This window comes from Adonisia turfae CCMR0081 (genome assembly GCF_011009555.1).
Lineage (GTDB): Bacteria > Cyanobacteriota > Cyanobacteriia > Phormidesmidales > Phormidesmidaceae > Leptothoe > Leptothoe turfae.
Genome location: NZ_QXHD01000004.1, coordinates 918,069 through 936,159 on the forward strand (window position 1 = coordinate 918,069; position 18,091 = coordinate 936,159).

General features: G+C 48.0%; 17 protein-coding genes. 10 read left to right on the forward strand and 7 right to left on the reverse strand.

What is annotated here, in order from left to right:
• Positions 1–193 precede the first annotated feature (193 nt).
• Positions 194–949, forward strand: a complete 756-nt coding sequence (locus DXZ20_RS08190) for an HAD family hydrolase (RefSeq protein WP_163697550.1) — start codon at positions 194–196, stop codon at positions 947–949.
• On the opposite strand, the gene mreD is transcribed toward DXZ20_RS08190, so the two are convergent.
• From mreD to DXZ20_RS08205, 3 genes are read right to left on the reverse strand one after another with little or no spacing between them, the layout of a single operon-like run.
• On the reverse strand, positions 946–1,500 hold the full coding sequence (gene mreD, locus DXZ20_RS08195) for a rod shape-determining protein MreD (protein ID WP_163662685.1): 555 nt from the start codon (positions 1,498–1,500) through the stop codon (positions 946–948). The genes DXZ20_RS08190 and mreD overlap by 4 nt on opposite strands.
• 24 nt (positions 1,501–1,524) lie before the next feature.
• Entirely contained in the window at positions 1,525–2,307 is a 783-nt protein-coding gene (mreC, locus tag DXZ20_RS08200; protein ID WP_163662682.1) for a rod shape-determining protein MreC, read from the reverse strand.
• A gap of 46 nt (positions 2,308–2,353) precedes the next feature.
• Positions 2,354–3,394 (reverse strand): rod shape-determining protein, encoded by a 1,041-nt coding sequence (locus DXZ20_RS08205; protein WP_156828612.1) that lies wholly within the window; start codon positions 3,392–3,394, stop codon positions 2,354–2,356.
• A gap of 350 nt (positions 3,395–3,744) precedes the next feature.
• Between DXZ20_RS08205 and DXZ20_RS08210 the strand changes: the two genes are divergently transcribed.
• On the forward strand, positions 3,745–4,110 hold the full coding sequence (locus DXZ20_RS08210; RefSeq protein ID WP_006516355.1) for a single-stranded DNA-binding protein: 366 nt from the start codon (positions 3,745–3,747) through the stop codon (positions 4,108–4,110).
• A gap of 83 nt (positions 4,111–4,193) precedes the next feature.
• On the opposite strand, the gene DXZ20_RS08215 is transcribed toward DXZ20_RS08210, so the two are convergent.
• Both DXZ20_RS08215 and DXZ20_RS08220 read right to left on the reverse strand, forming a co-directional pair.
• Positions 4,194–4,535, reverse strand: a complete 342-nt coding sequence (locus tag DXZ20_RS08215) for a hypothetical protein (RefSeq protein ID WP_163662680.1) — start codon at positions 4,533–4,535, stop codon at positions 4,194–4,196.
• Positions 4,536–4,838: 303 nt separating this feature from the next.
• Complete coding sequence (locus tag DXZ20_RS08220) at positions 4,839–5,375, reverse strand: DUF2062 domain-containing protein (RefSeq protein WP_163697551.1); 537 nt, start codon at positions 5,373–5,375, stop codon at positions 4,839–4,841.
• Between the two features lie 170 nt (positions 5,376–5,545).
• Here DXZ20_RS08220 and mnmE point away from each other — a divergent pair, with 170 nt between their 5' ends.
• Positions 5,546–6,925: a tRNA uridine-5-carboxymethylaminomethyl(34) synthesis GTPase MnmE gene (gene mnmE / locus DXZ20_RS08225; RefSeq protein ID WP_163662675.1), complete on the forward strand. Its 1,380-nt coding sequence runs from the start codon at positions 5,546–5,548 to the stop codon at positions 6,923–6,925.
• Positions 6,926–6,964: 39 nt separating this feature from the next.
• Positions 6,965–7,372: a VOC family protein gene (locus tag DXZ20_RS08230; protein WP_163662672.1), complete on the forward strand. Its 408-nt coding sequence runs from the start codon at positions 6,965–6,967 to the stop codon at positions 7,370–7,372.
• On the opposite strand, the gene DXZ20_RS08235 is transcribed toward DXZ20_RS08230, so the two are convergent.
• Complete coding sequence (locus DXZ20_RS08235) at positions 7,369–9,660, reverse strand: RelA/SpoT family protein (RefSeq protein WP_163662669.1); 2,292 nt, start codon at positions 9,658–9,660, stop codon at positions 7,369–7,371. The genes DXZ20_RS08230 and DXZ20_RS08235 overlap by 4 nt on opposite strands.
• 501 nt (positions 9,661–10,161) lie before the next feature.
• Here DXZ20_RS08235 and patD point away from each other — a divergent pair.
• From patD to DXZ20_RS08250, 3 genes are all read left to right on the forward strand, one after another.
• On the forward strand, positions 10,162–10,512 hold the full coding sequence (gene patD, locus DXZ20_RS08240) for a heterocyst frequency control protein PatD (protein WP_163662667.1): 351 nt from the start codon (positions 10,162–10,164) through the stop codon (positions 10,510–10,512).
• 123 nt (positions 10,513–10,635) lie between these two features.
• Positions 10,636–11,205, forward strand: coding sequence for a TFIIB-type zinc ribbon-containing protein (locus tag DXZ20_RS08245; RefSeq protein WP_163662664.1), 570 nt, complete (start codon positions 10,636–10,638; stop codon positions 11,203–11,205).
• 21 nt (positions 11,206–11,226) lie between these two features.
• On the forward strand, positions 11,227–12,864 hold the full coding sequence (locus DXZ20_RS08250) for a dipeptide ABC transporter ATP-binding protein (protein WP_163697552.1): 1,638 nt from the start codon (positions 11,227–11,229) through the stop codon (positions 12,862–12,864).
• A gap of 118 nt (positions 12,865–12,982) precedes the next feature.
• Here the strand turns inward: DXZ20_RS08250 and petE are convergent, their stop codons facing one another.
• Positions 12,983–13,387: a plastocyanin gene (gene petE / locus DXZ20_RS08255; RefSeq protein WP_006516346.1), complete on the reverse strand. Its 405-nt coding sequence runs from the start codon at positions 13,385–13,387 to the stop codon at positions 12,983–12,985.
• A gap of 437 nt (positions 13,388–13,824) precedes the next feature.
• Here petE and petJ point away from each other — a divergent pair, with 437 nt between their 5' ends.
• From petJ to ftsH, 3 genes are all read left to right on the forward strand, one after another.
• Entirely contained in the window at positions 13,825–14,163 is a 339-nt protein-coding gene (gene petJ, locus DXZ20_RS08260) for a cytochrome c6 PetJ (RefSeq protein WP_163697553.1), read from the forward strand.
• 328 nt (positions 14,164–14,491) lie between these two features.
• Positions 14,492–16,066 carry an alpha amylase C-terminal domain-containing protein gene (locus DXZ20_RS08265; protein ID WP_163697554.1) on the forward strand — a complete coding sequence of 525 codons (1,575 nt, stop codon included), beginning with the start codon at positions 14,492–14,494 and terminating at the stop codon, positions 16,064–16,066.
• A gap of 144 nt (positions 16,067–16,210) precedes the next feature.
• The gene (gene ftsH, locus DXZ20_RS08270) at positions 16,211–18,064 is read left to right on the forward strand and encodes an ATP-dependent zinc metalloprotease FtsH (protein ID WP_163697555.1); all 1,854 of its coding nucleotides are present in this window, start codon (positions 16,211–16,213) and stop codon (positions 18,062–18,064) included.
• The last annotated feature ends 27 nt before the right edge of the window (positions 18,065–18,091 follow it).

The window sequence follows — 18,091 nt, forward strand, 5'->3', positions numbered from 1 at the left end:
TTTAGAGGAGATAGTCACTACACAAGCAATACAGAGAATATGCCACTTTATTTTCTTTGGCTGCGCTTGTGTCAGTTCCGGTTTCCCTTGATAAGGTAAAGAAATGTTAAATGGTCTAGCAACCCTTCCTACATAGAGACGATCCCAGAATACGACTATCACAGGTCCCTTTATGCTGCACAGTATTAATCTAATGTCCTCGTTTCAAGTGCCTGCTGGGCAGGTTTTGTTCTGTGACTTTGATGGTCCTATCGTAGATGTTTCGGAGCGTTACTACCGAACCTATCGCTTAGGACTTTCAACTCTGCAAGCTAGTTACCAAGAGAGTCATGGTGCAGCGTTATCGCTGCAAATACTGTCTAAAAAGCAGTTTTGGTGGATGAAACGCAATCGAGTGGCTGATACCGACATTGCTATTCGTTCGGGGGTACCTACAGAGCTGGTCGATACTCTTTTACAGCAGGTTCAGCGGATTGTGAATCATCCCCATTTGCTACAGTGGGATACTCTACAACCCGGTGCTGACAAGGCTATTCATTATCTCAACCGTGAACGAGGTCTACGTTTAGTTCTAGTAACACTACGCCATCCTCGACAGGTGCAAGCCTTTTTACAGGCCCATGATCTGAGTCAGTATGTTGACGAAATCTTTGGGGCATCTGATATCAATGCCGCCCACTTGAACCGAGCTGAGCAAAAGGTGGCGTTGCTAGAGCGTGCGATCGCAGCTCAGAAAAGCCAAGGTTATCAAACGTACCCCACTTGCATGATTGGGGATACAGAGGCAGATATTATTGCCGGACAACGAGCGGGCATCGTTACTATTGCCCTCACCAACGGCATTCGTAGCTGTGAACACCTAAAGCGATACCAACCAACCTCTATAGAACCTAGTTTGCTCAACGCGATTCAAAGCCGTCATATGACACAGGTTTTACAGGCGGCCTAACCCTTCCACCAGCGATGCAATGGATAGTAGAGTGCTGGTGTCCATAGGCTGCTAAGAATTGCTGAACTGAGGGCTACTCGCTGATGGGTACGCCAAATTTGCCAAAGGCTCAGGTAGGGTGAATCAGGCCATAGCAGATGGCGAAAACTCATTTGCAGAGCCATGATTGTGGCGGCAACCACAGCCATGCCAAAAACAATAAATGCCACTAGCACGACATTTTCTTGAATCAACCGCTGTCGCTGTAACCTAGCTGTCAACATACCTACTACTAGCAAGCTTAAGGCATGGGTGGGAAAAGGACCTGTCAGACCGTCCTGTAATAATCCCAAGACAATCCCAGCGATGGCCCCATCGATAATGGGATGGTGAATACTCCAGATAACGACCCAGATTAGTAACCAGTTTGGCGCGATACCCAACAATTCGATGCCAGGAAAGCGCATAGGAGATAGCAGCAAGCAAATTAAGCCTGAGCCCACCACAATAACGATATTGAGGCAAGTTTTTTGAAAGTCGGATAGCGCTTCCTTCCCTTTAGATGAAGTCATATTGTCTCAGGTAGCGCTATCGCGCTATTCATTGTCGATTATCTCTGCGGGAGGCGCATTAACGTCGGTTTTGGCTTCAAAGGGATGGATAGTAACCCATTCAAGAATATTTAGAGGAGACGATAGTTTAATCACAGCTTCAGGAGCGGGACTTTTCTTTAAGTCCATACTTTCGATACGCCCGACGGGAATCCCTTGAGGGAAAAGACGGCTGTAAGAAGACGTGACAATGACATCACCCGGTTTGACATCAGGCGTAGTCTCAAAAAACTGCATAACGACCCGACCGTCAACATTGCCACGTACTACGCCTAAGGACCGGCTGCGACTGACCTTCACACCCATCTGGCTAGTGGGGTCAGTAATTAACAAAATTTGACTAGTATTTAGAGACACACTAGTAACTCGACCTACTAAACCCCCGGGCCCCGTGGCCATGTCACCTTCTGTAATGCCTTCCAAACTACCTTTATTGACCGTAATTTGCTGCCACCAATTATCGGCACTACGCCCAATCACAGCAGCAACGGTAACCTTGCCTTGACTATCAGCATAGTCAATATTTTCCCGCAGGCTTTGATTTTGGTTTTCTAATTCAATCACCCGTTGTTGCAGCTCTAGGATGTAGGCATTTTCCAGCCGCTCTGCTTGTGTAAGGCCAGGTTGAAGCGGTGCTGTTAGTACCTGATAGATTTCATAAATGACAGCACCCTGGCTTTGACGCATAGCCCAGGCTAAGACGATAACAAGGGTGGTAATGCCAGCCCTCGTTGCGTATCTATCCCACCAGCGTCTCAGTGCAAACATAATTTGCAAACAATAGTTGTCAACCTGTCAACCGTCTACGGAAACCTTAGAGATCGCGAGAACGAGCACTAAATACCCGCTCCATCTGACTAAAGTTTTCAAGCACACGTCCAGTTCCTAGGACTACACAACTCAACGGATCAGCCGCAACGTGAACTACAATGCCGGTTTCATGGCTAATCAGGGTATCTAGACCTTTTAGTAACGCTCCGCCACCTGCCAGCATAATACCCCTATCGATAATATCAGCTGCCAACTCTGGAGGAGTTCTTTCCAGGGTTCGTTTCACAGCCTCAACGATCACCGACAACGGTTCTGCCATACTTTCGCGGATTTCAGCACTTTTTACAGTCACTGTTCTGGGTAAACCGGATAGCAAGTGTAAGCCTCGAACATCCAAAACATTTTCACTGTCATTAGGACTGGGATAAGCAGAGCCAATATTGATCTTGATTTCTTCGGCTGTGCGCTCACCAATGACCAAGTTATGGACTTTTTTCATGTATTGAGAAATGGAATCACTCAGCTCATCACCAGCTACACGTACCGATTCACTTAAGACAGTGCCTTGTAAACTTAGCACTGCGACTTCAGTGGTACCGCCACCGATATCAATAATCATGTTGCCTGTGGGCTCAGCTACGGGTAACCCAGCGCCAATAGCTGCCGCAACGGGTTCATCGATGAGATAGACCATACGAGCCCCAGCCTGTAGAGCTGCATCCATAACTGCCCGACGCTCTACACCGGTAACACCACTGGGAATGCCAATCACGATGCGGGGCATTCCTAACGCTCGACCTTCATGCACTCGTTTAATAAAGTGCTTGAGCATGAGCTCGGCAGTATCAAAATCAGCAATCACACCGTCCCGTAAAGGACGCAGAGCCGTAATGTTGCCTGGCGTACGTCCTAGCATTCGTTTGGCTTCTTCTCCAACAGCTAAGGGCTTGCCGTCCTTATCCCTAGCTACAACGGAGGGCTCTTGCAAGACAACGCCTTTACCCGAAACATAGACCAGAGTGTTAGCTGTCCCCAGGTCTATTCCCATGTCACGGGAGAATGAAAAGCGATCGAGTAAACTCACTGTTAGACGTGCCCCCAAACGAGCTGTGAAAAAACAAATGGATGGTTTATTAGGCCGGTGTGGATTTTATTACGTTTTATATCTGTACGTCTAGTCCGCACTTCTGAACGCAACCAATATTCGGCCTATGGCGATGATGTTGAGAAACATCCTGAGGGAACGTTGACTATTAATCAACCTGCGCTATCTACCATACTCCAAGGTTACACGGTCTGAAATTCTGTAATCTGGAGTACCGGGGGTAAAACCTTATGCCCATCTACTTCAAAGCGTAAGAGATAAAGATAATTCTAGACGGTGGTGTATCTCTCGCATATAAAGTAGTTAGCACAGTAGCTGGTGAAATAGCGATGAGTCTCAATGTTGTAAATCTTGTAGGGCGAGCGGGACGAGATCCTGAGGTTCGCTATTTTGAGTCAGGCAATGTGCTGTGCAAGTTTACGATTGCTGTGAATCGACGTACTCGTAATAGCGATCAGCCTGATTGGTTCAACCTAGAACTCTGGGGACGCAACGCTGAGGTGGCTGCTAATTACGTCAAGAAGGGTAGTCTTGTCGGCGTAGTGGGCGCGCTTAAGCTTGATAGCTGGCAAGATCGCGCTACGGGTGCACAGCGCTCTAGTCCTGTTATTCGAGTAGAACGCCTTGAGCTTTTAGGGTCTAAGCGAGACAACGCTGCTCCCATGTCAGGTAACTACGATGATGACCAGTTCTAATGCCTGCTACTTAGAGAAGGCATTAGAACACGTTTTATTATTTTTTACTCAGTGGGCAAAGTCGAAATTAGGCAGAGTGAATACTAGCTAGCTAAACGATCGTTCTGCTCGGTCGTTTCGCCATCGGCTTGAATGCTGGCTTGAACCTCGCACCAAGCAGCCCCAGGAATCACCTCAATTTTGCCACGATTAGGGAAACGCAAATCTTCCACAGCTGTAACACCGTTGGTAAAAAGGTATTCACGTAAAAGCTGATAAGCCTCATCTATATTGCTAACTGTATAGTTGGCAGCGTATAGATAAGGCTTTAAGCGATCTTGATTGCGAGGGGCAGTTTCTCGAAACGTGACGCGAGTTGTCTTAGGTGAGCTATGTTGGCAGCTGATCCGATACTTAATGGTGTGACAAGCTGTGTTGGGGAACATTTCACTGTGAAAAGATGGAACTCTGGAGAAGCTGCCAGGATTATCCAGCTAGCTGAATAAACGAGCAATAAAGATTTACGGGAATATTTCCTCTAATAATACAAACTAGTACTAATAAACGAACCGTAATCTATATTGTCTGAAGTTGTCAAAAGTAATATTGGGTTACCTGTTACATTTGATCAACTTTTATCAATGCACCCGATGTTCATAATAACGTCCATTAACGTCAATTATCGAAATTATTTGAAATGGATGCTGGGATGCTCTTACGGCTAGTAAGTCGCAAATAATAAATAAATTCTAACGGCTATTACGGTTGGATTGGATATGGTATGCCATATGTAAGCAGCCATAGTAGCTGAGAAAAGCTAAAATCATCCCTACGAGAGTACTGCCTACCATTAGGGCAACTGTGATATCAAGGCCAAGGTTCATCCATTCTTGAGGAGAACGCCCTGTCAGGCTGGTTGCTGCACTTTGTCCTAAAACCCAGCGCCCAATTTGGTAGTTGAATGCATAAATAGGAACATAGGTCAGTGGATTGCTAATCCAAGTGCCGGCGGCTGCAACAATTTTATTGCCTCGAATGGCTACAGCGATCGCAACGCCAATGATTGTCTGTAACCCAAACAAGGGATAGCTGCCGGCAAAAACCCCCGCTGCCAGACCCCTGGCAATGGCTTGAGGATGGCTTCTGAGACGGATAAAGCGAATATAGACATACCTGGCCAGACGCTGCAATTTACCTCGCTTCTGGCGTTTTAGGGGGCGATGTGATCTTTTGTAAGATTGTTTGCTGGATTGATTATCGTCAGAATGACCTTGTGGGTCTGCCACGGCTGGATTCCTTGTGAAAAATTGACATGTAATGGAGCAAGGCCGCCGTCCATGGGCTACTAGGATTAATTATGACAACATAACCAACTTTGGTCATTCCAGGTGGACTTGCGTGCAAGGCGGCACAGGGGGCGTTAAAGTTTGATGTTGGCAGTGTTTGAGTCAGGAATGTGGGTGAGCCAAGGGAAACAATTGTGCAGGGTGAAACCATTGCTGCGATCGCAACCGCGATTGTGCCACAGCAGGGGAGTGTCGGCATTGTGCGACTCTCGGGTTCCACAGCAGTTTCCATTGCTCAACAGGTGTTCCACAGCACTGCACCTTGGGAAAGCCATCGTATTCTCTATGGTTACATTGCCCACCCAGAGACTCGGCAGACGATTGATGAAGCTTTACTGCTGTTGATGAAATCCCCACGTTCTTATACCCGTGAGGATGTGGTGGAATTTCACTGCCACGGTGGCATCATGGCGGTGCAGCAGGTATTGCAGTTATGTATTGCCCAGGGAGCGCGCCTGGCAGAACCAGGGGAATTTACTCTGCGGGCCTTTCTCAATGGTCGTCTAGATTTAACCCAGGCCGAAGGTATTGCTGATTTGGTCGGAGCCCAATCACCTCAAGCGGCCCAAGTGGCATTGGCTGGAATTAAAGGCAAGCTGACCCAGGTGATTCGCCAATGTCGCAGCCGGTGTTTAGACGTGCTGGCGGAGGTGGAAGCTCGCATTGACTTTGCCGATGATCTTCCCCCTTTAGATGAAGATCATGTGCGTAATCAGGTGGCGGTGCTCCTGGCTGAAGTATCCCAAATTCTGTCTACAGCCCATCAGGGGGAGCTGCTGCGGACAGGGCTCAAGGTGGCAATCGTGGGGCAGCCCAATGTGGGTAAATCCAGTTTGCTGAATGCCTGGAGTCGTTGCGATCGCGCCATCGTCACCGCCTTACCCGGCACCACCCGTGATGTGGTTGAATCGCAGCTGGTGGTTGGTGGCATTCCTGTGCAGGTGCTCGATACAGCGGGCATTCGTGATGCCACTGACCAAGTAGAGCAACTGGGAATTGAACGTTCCCAGGCAGCGGCTAAAAATGCAGATTTAGTCTTGCTGACCGTGGATGGCACTGTCGGCTGGACTGATGCGGAAGCCGCACTATATGGCGATATTCAGCATAAACCTCATATTTTAGTGATCAATAAGGTAGATCTAGGGCCGCCGGTTAGTCTGCCTGGGGTGGATGGGCCTGTTGTCCACACAGCCGCCGCCCAAGGTCAGGGCATTGACGATTTAGAGAATGCCATCCTTACCATTGTGCAAGCGGGTAATGTCAGTGCTGCCAACATGGATTTAGCCATTAATCAGAGACAGGCAGCGGCCCTAACCCGTGCCCACAGTGCGCTTAAGCAGGTGCAAGCCACCATAGAAGCTGTGCTGCCCCTTGATTTTTGGACCATTGATTTACGGGACGCCATCCGTGCTTTGGGAGAGGTAACCGGTGAGGAGATGACCGAGTCGATGTTAGATGAGATTTTTAGCCGATTTTGTATTGGTAAGTAATGCCGATTTTGTATTGGTAAGTAATAGTGGATCATACCTATGGCAATAGTTAACGGCGATCCTAGGGTGGGCATCGTCCACCCTATCAAAATGCAGGACGCCTTCGTGACCCTAGCCAGTGAAAATCTACAGGCCTTAGTGGAGTTTTATCAGGGCTTATTAGGCCAAGCACCCCACCGTTATATCCCCCAGTGTTATGCAGAATTTGTGTTACGAGGTTTAAGGCTGGCTTTATTTAAACCTGGCGATACTCAGGAGTTTACTGGACCAGCCGGGAGTATGAGCCTGTGTCTTGAGGTGGAGGATTTACGAGGTGCGATCGCAACTGTAACAAAACTAGGCCATGCACCACCGGATGACATCATCCACGCCAGCCACGGCCAAGAAGTCTATGTATACGATCCAGCTGGGAATCGCCTGATTTTGCACCAATCATCGGTGCCTTAATCCATCTGACTAAGGCGCTTAAGTTTTAGCACATCGGTCATCTTGCGCAATTTCTTAATGGTTCGATCAAAATGGGCATGGTCTTTAACATCAAGGCCCAAGTCAATTTCAGCAATTTGATCCGGAAATGTCGTGACTGTTGCTCGATGTACGTTGATCTTAAGATCTGATAAGTGGCTCAAAATATCCTTAAGAACACCCACCCTATCAATAACCTCCAGTTTCAGCATGACTGGGTAGGTTTGAGGTCGGCCAGTGGCGGCTCCCACTGAATTCCAACGTACTGGTATGAGGCGATCCCCAGGTACCGAGGCCACATTCGGACACCCTTGACGATGGATAGCAATGCCCCGAGCACCCATTGATACGGCCCCGAGAATCGGCTCCCCTGGCAGTGGATTGCAGCAACCGGCAATATGATGCAGTAACCCCTCGACACCGATGATGGAACTGCCTGATGCACTACTATGGGTATCGCCGCCCCAGCGAGTACGAACGACTGCGCCTTCATTGATTTGCTCTGCTAGGGCTTCATCGTTTCCTTCGTCTATTGGCTGGAGTTCTTTAGTGGCCTCTTGCAGACGGTTAACCACCGCATTCAGTGTGATTTCTCCGTAACCTAAAGCTGCCAACATATCCTCAACACAGGGATAATTGCTGCGTCGCGCTGCTGCTTGGGCTGGAGCTGATTTCAACAAAGAATCTAGACCATCACGCCCCATGACCTTTTCCAGCATGGCATGGCCACGGGCCATGTTCTCATCATGGTGAGACTGCTTATACCAATGACGAATACGGTTACGAGCACCGGCGGAAACGACAAAATTTAGCCAGTCCAGGCTGGGGTGGCTGTGTTTGTTGGTCAGAACTTCAACAATGTCACCGTTTTCAAGTTGGGTATCGAGGGTGACAATGCGATCGTTTACCTTGGCCCCAGCACAGTGATGCCCTACTTCTGTATGGATACGATAGGCAAAATCTACAGGCGTGGCTCCTTGACTTAAGGCAAATACATCACCTCGGGGACTGAAGACATAGACTTCTTCATCAAAAAGGTTATCTTTAACATCGCTCAAATATTCCTGGGCGTCTTTGAGATCGCTTTGCCATTCCAGGAGTTGTCGCAGCCAGGTGAATTTTTCGTCTTCTGCGTTGACCTTGGTATTACTGTTACCAGTTTCCTTATATTTCCAGTGAGCAGCGATCCCATATTCGGCAACGTGGTGCATTTCCATCGTACGAATCTGCACTTCAATGGGGCGACCTTGCTCGCCAATAACAGCCGTGTGTAATGACTGATAACGGTTCGCTTTAGGTAGACCAATATAGTCTTTAAAGCGTCCAGGAATTGGCTTGAATTGATCGTGAACGACCGCTAGAGCTCGATAACATTCCACCTTGGTACTAACGATGATGCGTACTGCCGCAATGTCATAGATCTGGTGGAAGTCTTTTTTCTGACGCTGCATCTTGCGATAGATGCTGTAAAGATGTTTGGGGCGACTGCTGATCTCAACACAGTTGATCCCGTCATTGGTCAAATGAGTTTCTAATAATTCGGCAACCTGTTTTAACCGGGCCTCTCGGTCTACACGCTTTTCAGAAATTAAGTTTTTGATTTCTTGATAAGAAGACTCTTCTAGGTACTTAAAAGAAAGGTCCTCTAGTTCCCACTTCATACGACCGATCCCCAGTCGATTTGCCAGTGGGGCAAAAATTTCGATGGTTTCGCAGGCTTTTTGTACCTGCTTTTCGGGTGGCAGATGTTGCAATGTCCGCATGTTATGGAGGCGATCTGCCAGCTTAACTACAATGACTCGGATATCTTGAGCCATAGCCAAGAACATACGGCGGAAATTTTCAGCTTGACGCTCTGTTTTACTGTTGAACTGAAATTTTGATAGCTTGGTGACCCCTTCTACCATTTGGCGGACTTCTGCCCCAAAATGAGCCTCGATTTCATCCGCTGAAACATCTGTGTCTTCTACGACATCGTGTAAAAAACCGGCTGCAATCATAGCGCTGTCTCCCCCTAGACTGCGCAAGATATTCGCGACGGCTACCGGATGGGCAATATATGGTTCCCCAGAGGCCCGCATCTGCCCTTTGTGGAGTTGATAGGCAAATTCAAATGCGCGACAGACTAGCTGATTGTTATCTTTAGGACGCTCAAGCGGGACCTGGCTGTCCCCATGGATCTCTATTGGCTGGCTGTGTTCTAGGATGCAAGACCTAAGCCAGGTCGGTAAGGTACAGTCTTTGGGGATAACAGGGGCTACTGGTGTCATGGTAGATCGGGGGAGAGGATAAAAACTGCAAAAACCACATTGGCTCCGGGTGGTCTGAATAGGGCCAGTACCGATACGCTCTGTTCTACTGGAAGTTGCGTTAATTCAAAACGTCGGTACCTAGTGAGCAAGCAAGATCCGCAATCATCTGTCTTATGTAAGAAATTACGCCTGTGGCACGATGCATCAAAGTTTCAAGTGCCATCTTGACCAAGACGTTTATCCTCTTAATTCGTAGGATAGATTACAGAGTATAAATTCTTACAATTGTAGCTTTATGGTGAGGTTATTAGTGGTCGTTACAGACGATTGCCTGAGTTCTGTAAGTGGATAATTTCAAGGCTTAGATTAGTGCTTACATCAGTTACCAGGCGATTTGCTTGCCTTTACTATTAGAATATGTGCGTAATTAAAGAACAATAAAATACTTATATAAAAGCTATAGAGATTAAAAAAAAAGTTCTAAATGGCTTTATTAAAATCTTGCATTATTATTAAATCATGACATTTGCTACTGTAGTTGATGATCTCAATGCCTATAGTGCTCAATTAGCTCAGGTAAAGTTGGCATTAGGGCAGATGGAAGGGGCTGCAAAGGCTAATATTCTGCAACAGTTCTTTGCTCAAACCCTTTGGCCTCAGCTAAGTCAGACAGATATGTTGGAGCAGCCTCAAGGGCGTGCAGCGATAACGGAAATCCATCGTCACATGCGGCTTTTGATGGTGGAGGTCAACTTTGTGACCTCAGCTAGCCACGGTGATACTCGGCAGCAGCGTCTACAGCAAATGGAGCAGCGTCTGCAGCAGTTAGAAGGGTTTACTCAAGTCTTAATTAACCTCTGTAATCAGTGATTTGCTCCTAGATTTGCTCCTAGAAAAACTTGAGTTTTCCCCTGCTAAAAACTACAGTTCTGGATGTAGACGCGATTTAGTACATGTGTCTGTATAGTTTTTGTACTTTATTCACGGAGGGCGATGTTCTGTCCAAAGCATCCGCAGGAATCGCTGCTGATAGGTGAGCTAGTAGATGGGCTAAAGGCTTCTAATTGTCCAACCTGTAGTGGCTCTTGGATAGCTCCTGAGGATTATCAGTCTTGGCAAGCTACCCAGACAGATCCGTCTCTTAGGATTGATGACTTGACGTTGCCCATTAACCAAGACATTGATTATCAGCCAGCTCGCTACGACAATCGAGCTGGCCTTTGTCCGAGCTGTGGATTTTATTTAGTTAGAAGCAGAATTAATCTACAAAAAGTTGCATTTTTTCTGGAACGCTGTCCTGCTTGCAAAGGTGTTTGGTGTGATGCAGGGGAGTGGGATGTGCTTAGTGAGCTTGGTCTGAGTGCCTATATCCCTGTGCTTTTTACCGATGAATGGCAAAGCCGTGTGCGTGTTGCTGAGGCCGAACTGCGTGAGCAGGTGGCGACAGCGGAGAAACTTGGGCCAGAAATTGCGGAGAGACTTTTTGAGCTAGCAACTTTGCTGGAAAATCACCCCAATGGAGATTTTGGGGTGGCTTATTTGATGAGGCGATTTGAGAAGTGAAATATCTATGTTTTGAGTATTATGACTCCTCCCTTGCTACAGCTTGATGACTTTGGTGTCGCTTATCCACAGCAGGAAAGTTGGGCAGTTGAGAATGTGTCTTTATTGCTACAGCCTGGAGAAATGCTGGGGCTAGTGGGAGAATCTGGATGTGGCAAGTCCACCTTGGGGCGAGCTGCTCTACGGTTGTTGCCAAGGGGTAGTCAGACTAAAGGACGGTCACTGTTTGAAGGGCGCGATGTGTTGGGCTTTTCGAGCAAGGAAATTCGGCGGTTTCGAGGAGAAGCGGTGTCATTGGTGTTTCAAGATCCGATGACGCGACTCGATCCGCTGATGACCATCGGGGATCACTGCGTAGAGACCCTGCGCGCCCATCGCTCCGATGTGTCTAAGCAGGTTGCGAAGGAAATTGCGATCGCAACCCTAAAATCCGTCAGTATCCCTGCCAACCGCTGGGATCAGTATCCCCACGAGTTTAGTGGTGGTATGCGGCAGCGGGTTGCCATCGCCCTGGCGCTGCTACTCAATCCCAAGCTGATTGTGGCAGATGAACCCACCACCAGTTTGGATGTCACGGTTTCGGCGCAAATTTTAGACCTGCTGACTCAGCTGTGTCGAGAACGGGGGATGGCCCTGATCCTGATTTCCCACGATCTGGCATTGGTTGGGGAATATTGCGATCGCATTGCCGTCATGTATCAAGGCAAACTTGTAGAGCTGGGAGCGACCGCAGACGTTTTGTATCATCCTCAGGCGGATTACACTCAGTCTTTGCTACAGGCGGCCCATCAGTTGCAAAACTATGAGGCTGATGATTCGGCATTAGAACAAGAAACCGCAACCGCTCCTCTTCTGCGAGTACAAGATCTAGTAAAGCACTACACCATTGAGCAAAATTTGCTTTCGAAGTTGTTTAATCGAGCACAATCGGAGGATATCAAAGCCGTTGATGGCATTTCTGTAGACTTGCATCCCGGTGAGATCCTGGGTCTGGTGGGAGAATCAGGCTGCGGAAAAAGTACGTTTTCCCGTGCATTGATGCAGATTATTCCACCGACATCAGGGCGGGTGGAGTTCATGGGACAAAACTTGGTAGGCATGTCTCGGGCTCAACTGCAGGTGCAGCGACGCAATTTTCAAATGATTTTCCAAGATCCCCATGCTTGTCTCAATCCTATGATGACCGTGGGGCAGGGGATTGCTGATCCGTTAATTATCCATGGTTTGGCGAATGCGTCGGATGCCAAGCAGCAGGTCCGTGCCATGTTGAAGCGGGTGGGACTGACGCCGACCGAAGACTATTATGGCCGTTATCCTGGTGATTTGTCTGGGGGGCAGCAGCAGCGCGTTGCTATTGCCCGTGCCTTAATTACTAAACCTAAGCTGGTGATTTGTGATGAGCCAGTGAGCATGTTAGATGCGAGCGTTCAGGCCCAGGTCCTAGAGCTGATGCTGGAGCTGAAAGAAGAGCTTGACTTAACCTATCTATTTATTACCCACGATTTATGGGTGGCGCGGTATCTTTGCGATCGCATAGCTGTCATGAATGGTGGCAAAATCGTTGAAATTGGACCAACAGAGCAGATTTTCATATCACCGCAGCATTCATATACGAAAACGCTCTTGTCGGCTGCCCCTTTATTGGCAAAACAAACATGACTTTAGCGATCTCTGAGCATTGCTGTGTCCAGTGAGAGTTCTTGAGAACGACAAAAAGGTCGGGCCATTGACCCGACCTTTTGCGTTACATTCAAATGACTTGATTAGCAATCATCATCTATTCAACGATAATCTTGCCAACCATGCCAGCACCACGGTGAGGGGCGCAGAAGTAGCTGTACTCACCAGGCTCAGTGAATTTGGAGGAGTAGGACTCACCAGGGGAGAAGGTTAGCTGTTCTTGGGATAAGGCGTCTGCAACGTCTTTGCCGCCAGGAACCTGAGCTGCATCAAAGATAACGTTGTGGGGGGCCATTTTGTTGTTAACCCAAGTCACTGTATCGCCAGCCTTAATGGTGAGGGTTGCAGGCTCAAACGCCAGCAGACCTGCATCGGAACCCATTTTTACTTGGTAATCAGTAGCGTAGGCAGGAGCTGCATTGAAAACAGTGCCTGCAAAAACCAGAGCAGCCGCTACTAATAGCGCACCCATGGCTCGCAAAGCGCGATTGATAAAGGTCATGGTGATTTCTCAAGGTTGAATTTAGAGGTAGTTAAGCATTCTTAACTACAACATGCTTAGTTATTTTAGAATGCCGGATGTCGTCGTAGACAAATAAACAAAAAATAAAGCGTTGTTCAGCAGTACCAGACCTCTAGTCAACTATTCGATAGCGTTTCGGACACGTCTAATGGTCTCTTTCTCTAGATGTTAAAACTAGGGAATGCCTTTCAGCATATAGGTTTGAGTCGATCTCCAAAAGACGTGTGCCATGGCCTAATAGTTAGCTATGGCTGGCTAAAGCTGATGGCAAGGCTCTTTACAGTTGTTAATGTTTGACCTGCTGTCATTTGACGCGGTCTGAAAAAACTGGAGACGATCATCTTTAGTCAAACTTTAAGCTTTTGGCTGAAATCGTTTGATTATTAGACTGTGACTTTTTTTGAGAGGAGTATCCGATGAAGTCTATTTTGGCTACTGTTGTAGCGTTTGTAGCAAGCGCAGTTTTCTTGATTGCGCCTCCTGCTATGGCTGCTGATGCTGGTGCTGGTGCTGGTGCTCAGGTATTTGCTGCTAACTGTGCGGCTTGCCACATTGGTGGTGGTAACGCAGTTAACCCTGCTAAGACTCTAAAGAAGGATGACTTGGTTGCTAATGGCAAAGATACTGTTGATGCAATTACGACTCAGGTAACAAATGGTAATGCTGGTATGCCCTCTTTCGGTGGTCGTTTGACACCTGAGCAGATTGAGAACGTTGCATCTTATGTATTGGCTCAATCCGATAAGGGCTGGTAGTCACGTCCTACTTTTGAACCAGTTATATTTTGATTAGCCTTGGCTTTCACCTAGCCTAATCCTCAATTTGAATTAATAAAGCCTGTTTTTAGGGGGATTCCCCCCCTGGAAGCGGGTTTTTGTATTAGGTAACGTAGTTCTGAAGCCTAAAAAAATCTCAAGAACTCTGAATGCGCTATCACATCCGTGTAAAAAATATTACTTGGTTGGCGGAGTGCTAATCGTGGATAATACGTGACCGATACTGGACACAGTTGTGAGGCTATATAATGCTCGCTTTGCTTGTTGAAACAATGAGTCTCCCTGCGATCGCAGGTGGTGCAGTCCAGTGGGTTCCTTGGTGAGTTCAGGACGACTGGCATCCTTTGCCAGGCGCTCGGCAGCTATAGCCTGTGCCTTAGGAATGGGAGGATGTCAGGTAGCTGCCCAATTGCCCCCCTCAGCGGGTGGACGACAGATTACGAGTTCCCGTTCGGTGATCGTTCAGCTATTTGAGTGGCGTTGGCCAGATGTTGCCCAGGAGTGTGAAAGTTGGTTAGGGCCAAAGGGTTACGGGGCTGTGCAAATTTCTCCCCCCCATGAACATCGGATAATCGCTCAAGACCCCACTCCATTTCCTTGGTATCAGCGCTATCAGCCGGTTAGCTATAAATTGTCAAGCCGTAGCGGTGGTCGAGCTGAGCTAGCAGATATGATCAAGCGCTGTTATGACTCGGGTATCAAAGTCTATGCCGATTTGGTGATCAATAATATGGCTAGTGCTGGCGCTGGCAAAGGCAGTGACGGCAGTGATTTCGATACAGCGACGTTTTCCTACAACGAGGTGCCGTACATTAAGGCAGACTTTAATGCCCCATGTACGATTGCGCCTCGGGACTATGTTGAAGACCCCTGGCAGGTAAAGCACTGCCAGGTGGAGGGGCGTCAGGATTTGGATACGGGGAGTGAGACGGTGCAAGCTGCGATCTCAGCTGCCATGAATGAACTGTTAACCCTCGGTGTGGCTGGTTTTCGTATTGATGCTGCCCAACATATTCCACCACAGCACATTGCCAAGATTCTGCGGCGTCTGCATCCCCTAAGCCCCCGATTCTATCCCGATGGAGGGCGTCCATTTATTTACCAGGAAATCACGAGCCCCGGAACAAACGCTATTCAAGCCAGCGATTACTTTAGCAATGGTGCGGTTACCGAGGTCCGCTATGGTCGTAATCTGGGTGAGCAAGTGCGCCATGGTGAACTAAAAAACTTGGTGCTATTTGGGGAAGCCTGGGGATTAATACCGAGTCATAAGGCTGTTGTTTTTACGGATAACCACAAAACTCAGCGTAGTCGCGATCGCAACATAATCACTTTTTATGCACCAACCGATGGCGGAGCACGATATCGGCTAGCCAATATATTCATGTTGGCATGGCCCTATGGCACTCCAAAAATTATGTCCAGCTATGACTGGCCGCGAGAGCAGGGCAACTGGGTAGGACCGCCTGCGGATGAAAACGGACAAACCTTACCAGTGAGCTGTGGTGATGGCTGGGTGTGTGAACATCGCTGGTCTGACATTGCCAGTATGGTGGAGTTTCGCAATGTGACCCAAGGTGTTTCTACCATTGACCATTGGTGGGATAACGGCAAGAGCCAAATCGCATTTGCCCGTGGCAATCGGGGGTTTGTAGTTATTAATAACGAAAATAATACTCTCAGTGAAATATTGATGACAGGATTGCCAGCGGGTGGTTACTGCAATGTTTTGTCTGAGACATCGATGGCCGAATCTGGTGAAACACCTAGCGAAACGTTAGACAGTTGTAAACGCTTGATTACAGTAGATTCAGAGGGTCGAGCTCAGTTCGATGTAGCGCCTCAACAGGCCGTAGCATTGCATATTAGAGCTCGTCTGTAATGACACCTTTGACCGAGGTTGCTTTCAGACCTGCTCACAAAGCGTTGAAAACCCGACCACTGGTGTACGGTTTTCAATCAAGTTTTTTCTTCAGCTGCGTTGATAGGCTAAAGCTAAGGACGTATCTGTAAGGAATTTCAGCCCATGCCAGTCAATAAGGACCCACGCCCGCCACGCTCTCGACAAATTGGTAATTTGCTATTTTTGCTAGGGGCAGTTTTGCTGGTCCTAAATATTTTCCTACCTATTCAGCGTACCCCACGTACTCCTTACAGTATGTTCCTCCATCAGGTACAAGAGCATGAGGTAGTCAAAGCATCGGTGGGGCAAAATGAAATTCGCTACCAGGTGAAAAATGAGCTAGGAGAGCCTGGTGCGATATATTCCACAACGCCAATTTTTGATTTGAAGCTACCGGATTTGCTAGAAGCCAACGGTGTGGAATTTGCGGCCACTCCCCCGGCTCAAAATCAGTGGATTGGTAGTTTACTAAGCTGGGTGATTCCGCCACTAATCTTTATTGCGGTTTGGCGCTTTTTCTTAGCCAGAGGTGGAGGTCCTCAGGGTGCACTTTCTATTGGTAAAAGTAAAGCCAAAGTCTATGTAGAAGACGAAGCCACCAAAATTACCTTTGAGGATGTCGCTGGTGTTGAAGAAGCCAAAACTGAATTAGTAGAAATCGTTGACTTTTTGAAAACACCCAAGCGGTTTACCGATATTGGAGCCAAGATCCCTAAGGGGGTATTGCTGGTGGGACCACCAGGAACCGGTAAAACCCTATTGGCTAAGGCGGTAGCGGGTGAAGCCGGAGTCCCTTTCTTTAGTATTTCGGGGTCTGAATTTATTGAACTATTTGTAGGTGTCGGGTCTTCAAGGGTGCGTGACCTGTTTGACCAAGCGAAAAAGCAGGCCCCTTGTATTGTCTTTATTGACGAGCTAGATGCCATTGGTAAATCTCGTGCTTCCGGTGGTTTCTATGGTGGTAACGATGAGCGAGAACAAACACTAAACCAGCTGCTCACAGAGATGGATGGCTTCAGTGCCGGTGATAATACCATCATTGTGCTGGCAGCCACTAACCGACCTGAAACATTGGATCAAGCACTGCTACGTCCAGGCCGATTTGATCGTCAGGTACTGGTCGACCGCCCCGACCTCAAAGGACGTGAGGCGATTCTCAAAATTCATGCCCAGGAAGTCAAGCTGGGCGACGATGTGAATCTCAATGCCATTGCTACACGTACCCCTGGATTTGCAGGGGCTGATCTGGCCAACTTGGTGAATGAAGCTGCCCTGTTAGCCGCCCGTAATAACCGTCAGGCAGTTCTCCAGACTGATTTTGCTGAAGCTATTGAGCGTGTTGTTGCGGGGCTTGAGAAAAAGAGTCGTGTCCTCAATGCAAAAGAAAAAGAAATAGTCGCGTACCACGAAGTTGGTCATGCCATGGTGGGCTCACTCATGGAAGGGGGTGGGCAGGTAGAGAAAATCTCTATTGTGCCAAGAGGTATGGCGGCGCTAGGGTACACGCTCCAACTCCCCACGGAAGACCGATTTCTCCGCAGTTCTGACGAGTTAAAAGGTCAAATTGCCACATTGTTGGGGGGCAGATCGGCGGAAGAAGTTGTGTTTGGCTCCATTACAACGGGGGCAGCAAATGATCTACAGCGGGCAACAGAAGTGGCTGAGCAAATGGTCACCACCTACGGTATGAGTGATGTCTTAGGACCATTAGCCTACGACAAAGGCCAACAAAGCTCATTCCTAGACAGTGGTATGCCCAATGCTCGACGCAATATGAGTGAAGAGACAGCGCGAGCAATTGATGCAGAAGTCAAAGGACTAGTAGAAGCAGCCCATGAGCAAGCTCTGACAATTCTGCGGACTAATCGGGATTTATTAGAGAGTATTTCTCAACAGCTGCTAGAGGAAGAAGTGATTGAAGGAGACACGCTAAGGGAAATGCTGGCACAAGTTCAACCCTTAGAGGTATTGGTATAAAAACTTTTGCTGATGGCCCTCTCTTGC

Bases quoted from the DNA above. Each gene is read 5' to 3' on its own strand.
- petJ (WP_163697553.1), top strand. From the start codon at position 13,825: ATGAAGTCTATTTTGGCTACTGTTGTAGCGTTTGTAGCAAGCGCAGTT.
- mreD (WP_163662685.1), bottom strand. From the start codon at position 1,500: ATGACTTCATCTAAAGGGAAGGAAGCGCTATCCGACTTTCAAAAAACT.
- DXZ20_RS08235 (WP_163662669.1), bottom strand. From the start codon at position 9,660: ATGACACCAGTAGCCCCTGTTATCCCCAAAGACTGTACCTTACCGACC.
- petE (WP_006516346.1), bottom strand. From the start codon at position 13,387: ATGACCTTTATCAATCGCGCTTTGCGAGCCATGGGTGCGCTATTAGTA.
- DXZ20_RS08245 (WP_163662664.1), top strand. From the start codon at position 10,636: ATGTTCTGTCCAAAGCATCCGCAGGAATCGCTGCTGATAGGTGAGCTA.
- DXZ20_RS08190 (WP_163697550.1), top strand. From the start codon at position 194: ATGTCCTCGTTTCAAGTGCCTGCTGGGCAGGTTTTGTTCTGTGACTTT.
- patD (WP_163662667.1), top strand. From the start codon at position 10,162: ATGACATTTGCTACTGTAGTTGATGATCTCAATGCCTATAGTGCTCAA.
- DXZ20_RS08250 (WP_163697552.1), top strand. From the start codon at position 11,227: ATGACTCCTCCCTTGCTACAGCTTGATGACTTTGGTGTCGCTTATCCA.
- DXZ20_RS08210 (WP_006516355.1), top strand. From the start codon at position 3,745: ATGAGTCTCAATGTTGTAAATCTTGTAGGGCGAGCGGGACGAGATCCT.
- DXZ20_RS08230 (WP_163662672.1), top strand. From the start codon at position 6,965: ATGGCAATAGTTAACGGCGATCCTAGGGTGGGCATCGTCCACCCTATC.
- ftsH (WP_163697555.1), top strand. From the start codon at position 16,211: ATGCCAGTCAATAAGGACCCACGCCCGCCACGCTCTCGACAAATTGGT.
- DXZ20_RS08215 (WP_163662680.1), bottom strand. From the start codon at position 4,535: ATGTTCCCCAACACAGCTTGTCACACCATTAAGTATCGGATCAGCTGC.
- mreC (WP_163662682.1), bottom strand. From the start codon at position 2,307: ATGTTTGCACTGAGACGCTGGTGGGATAGATACGCAACGAGGGCTGGC.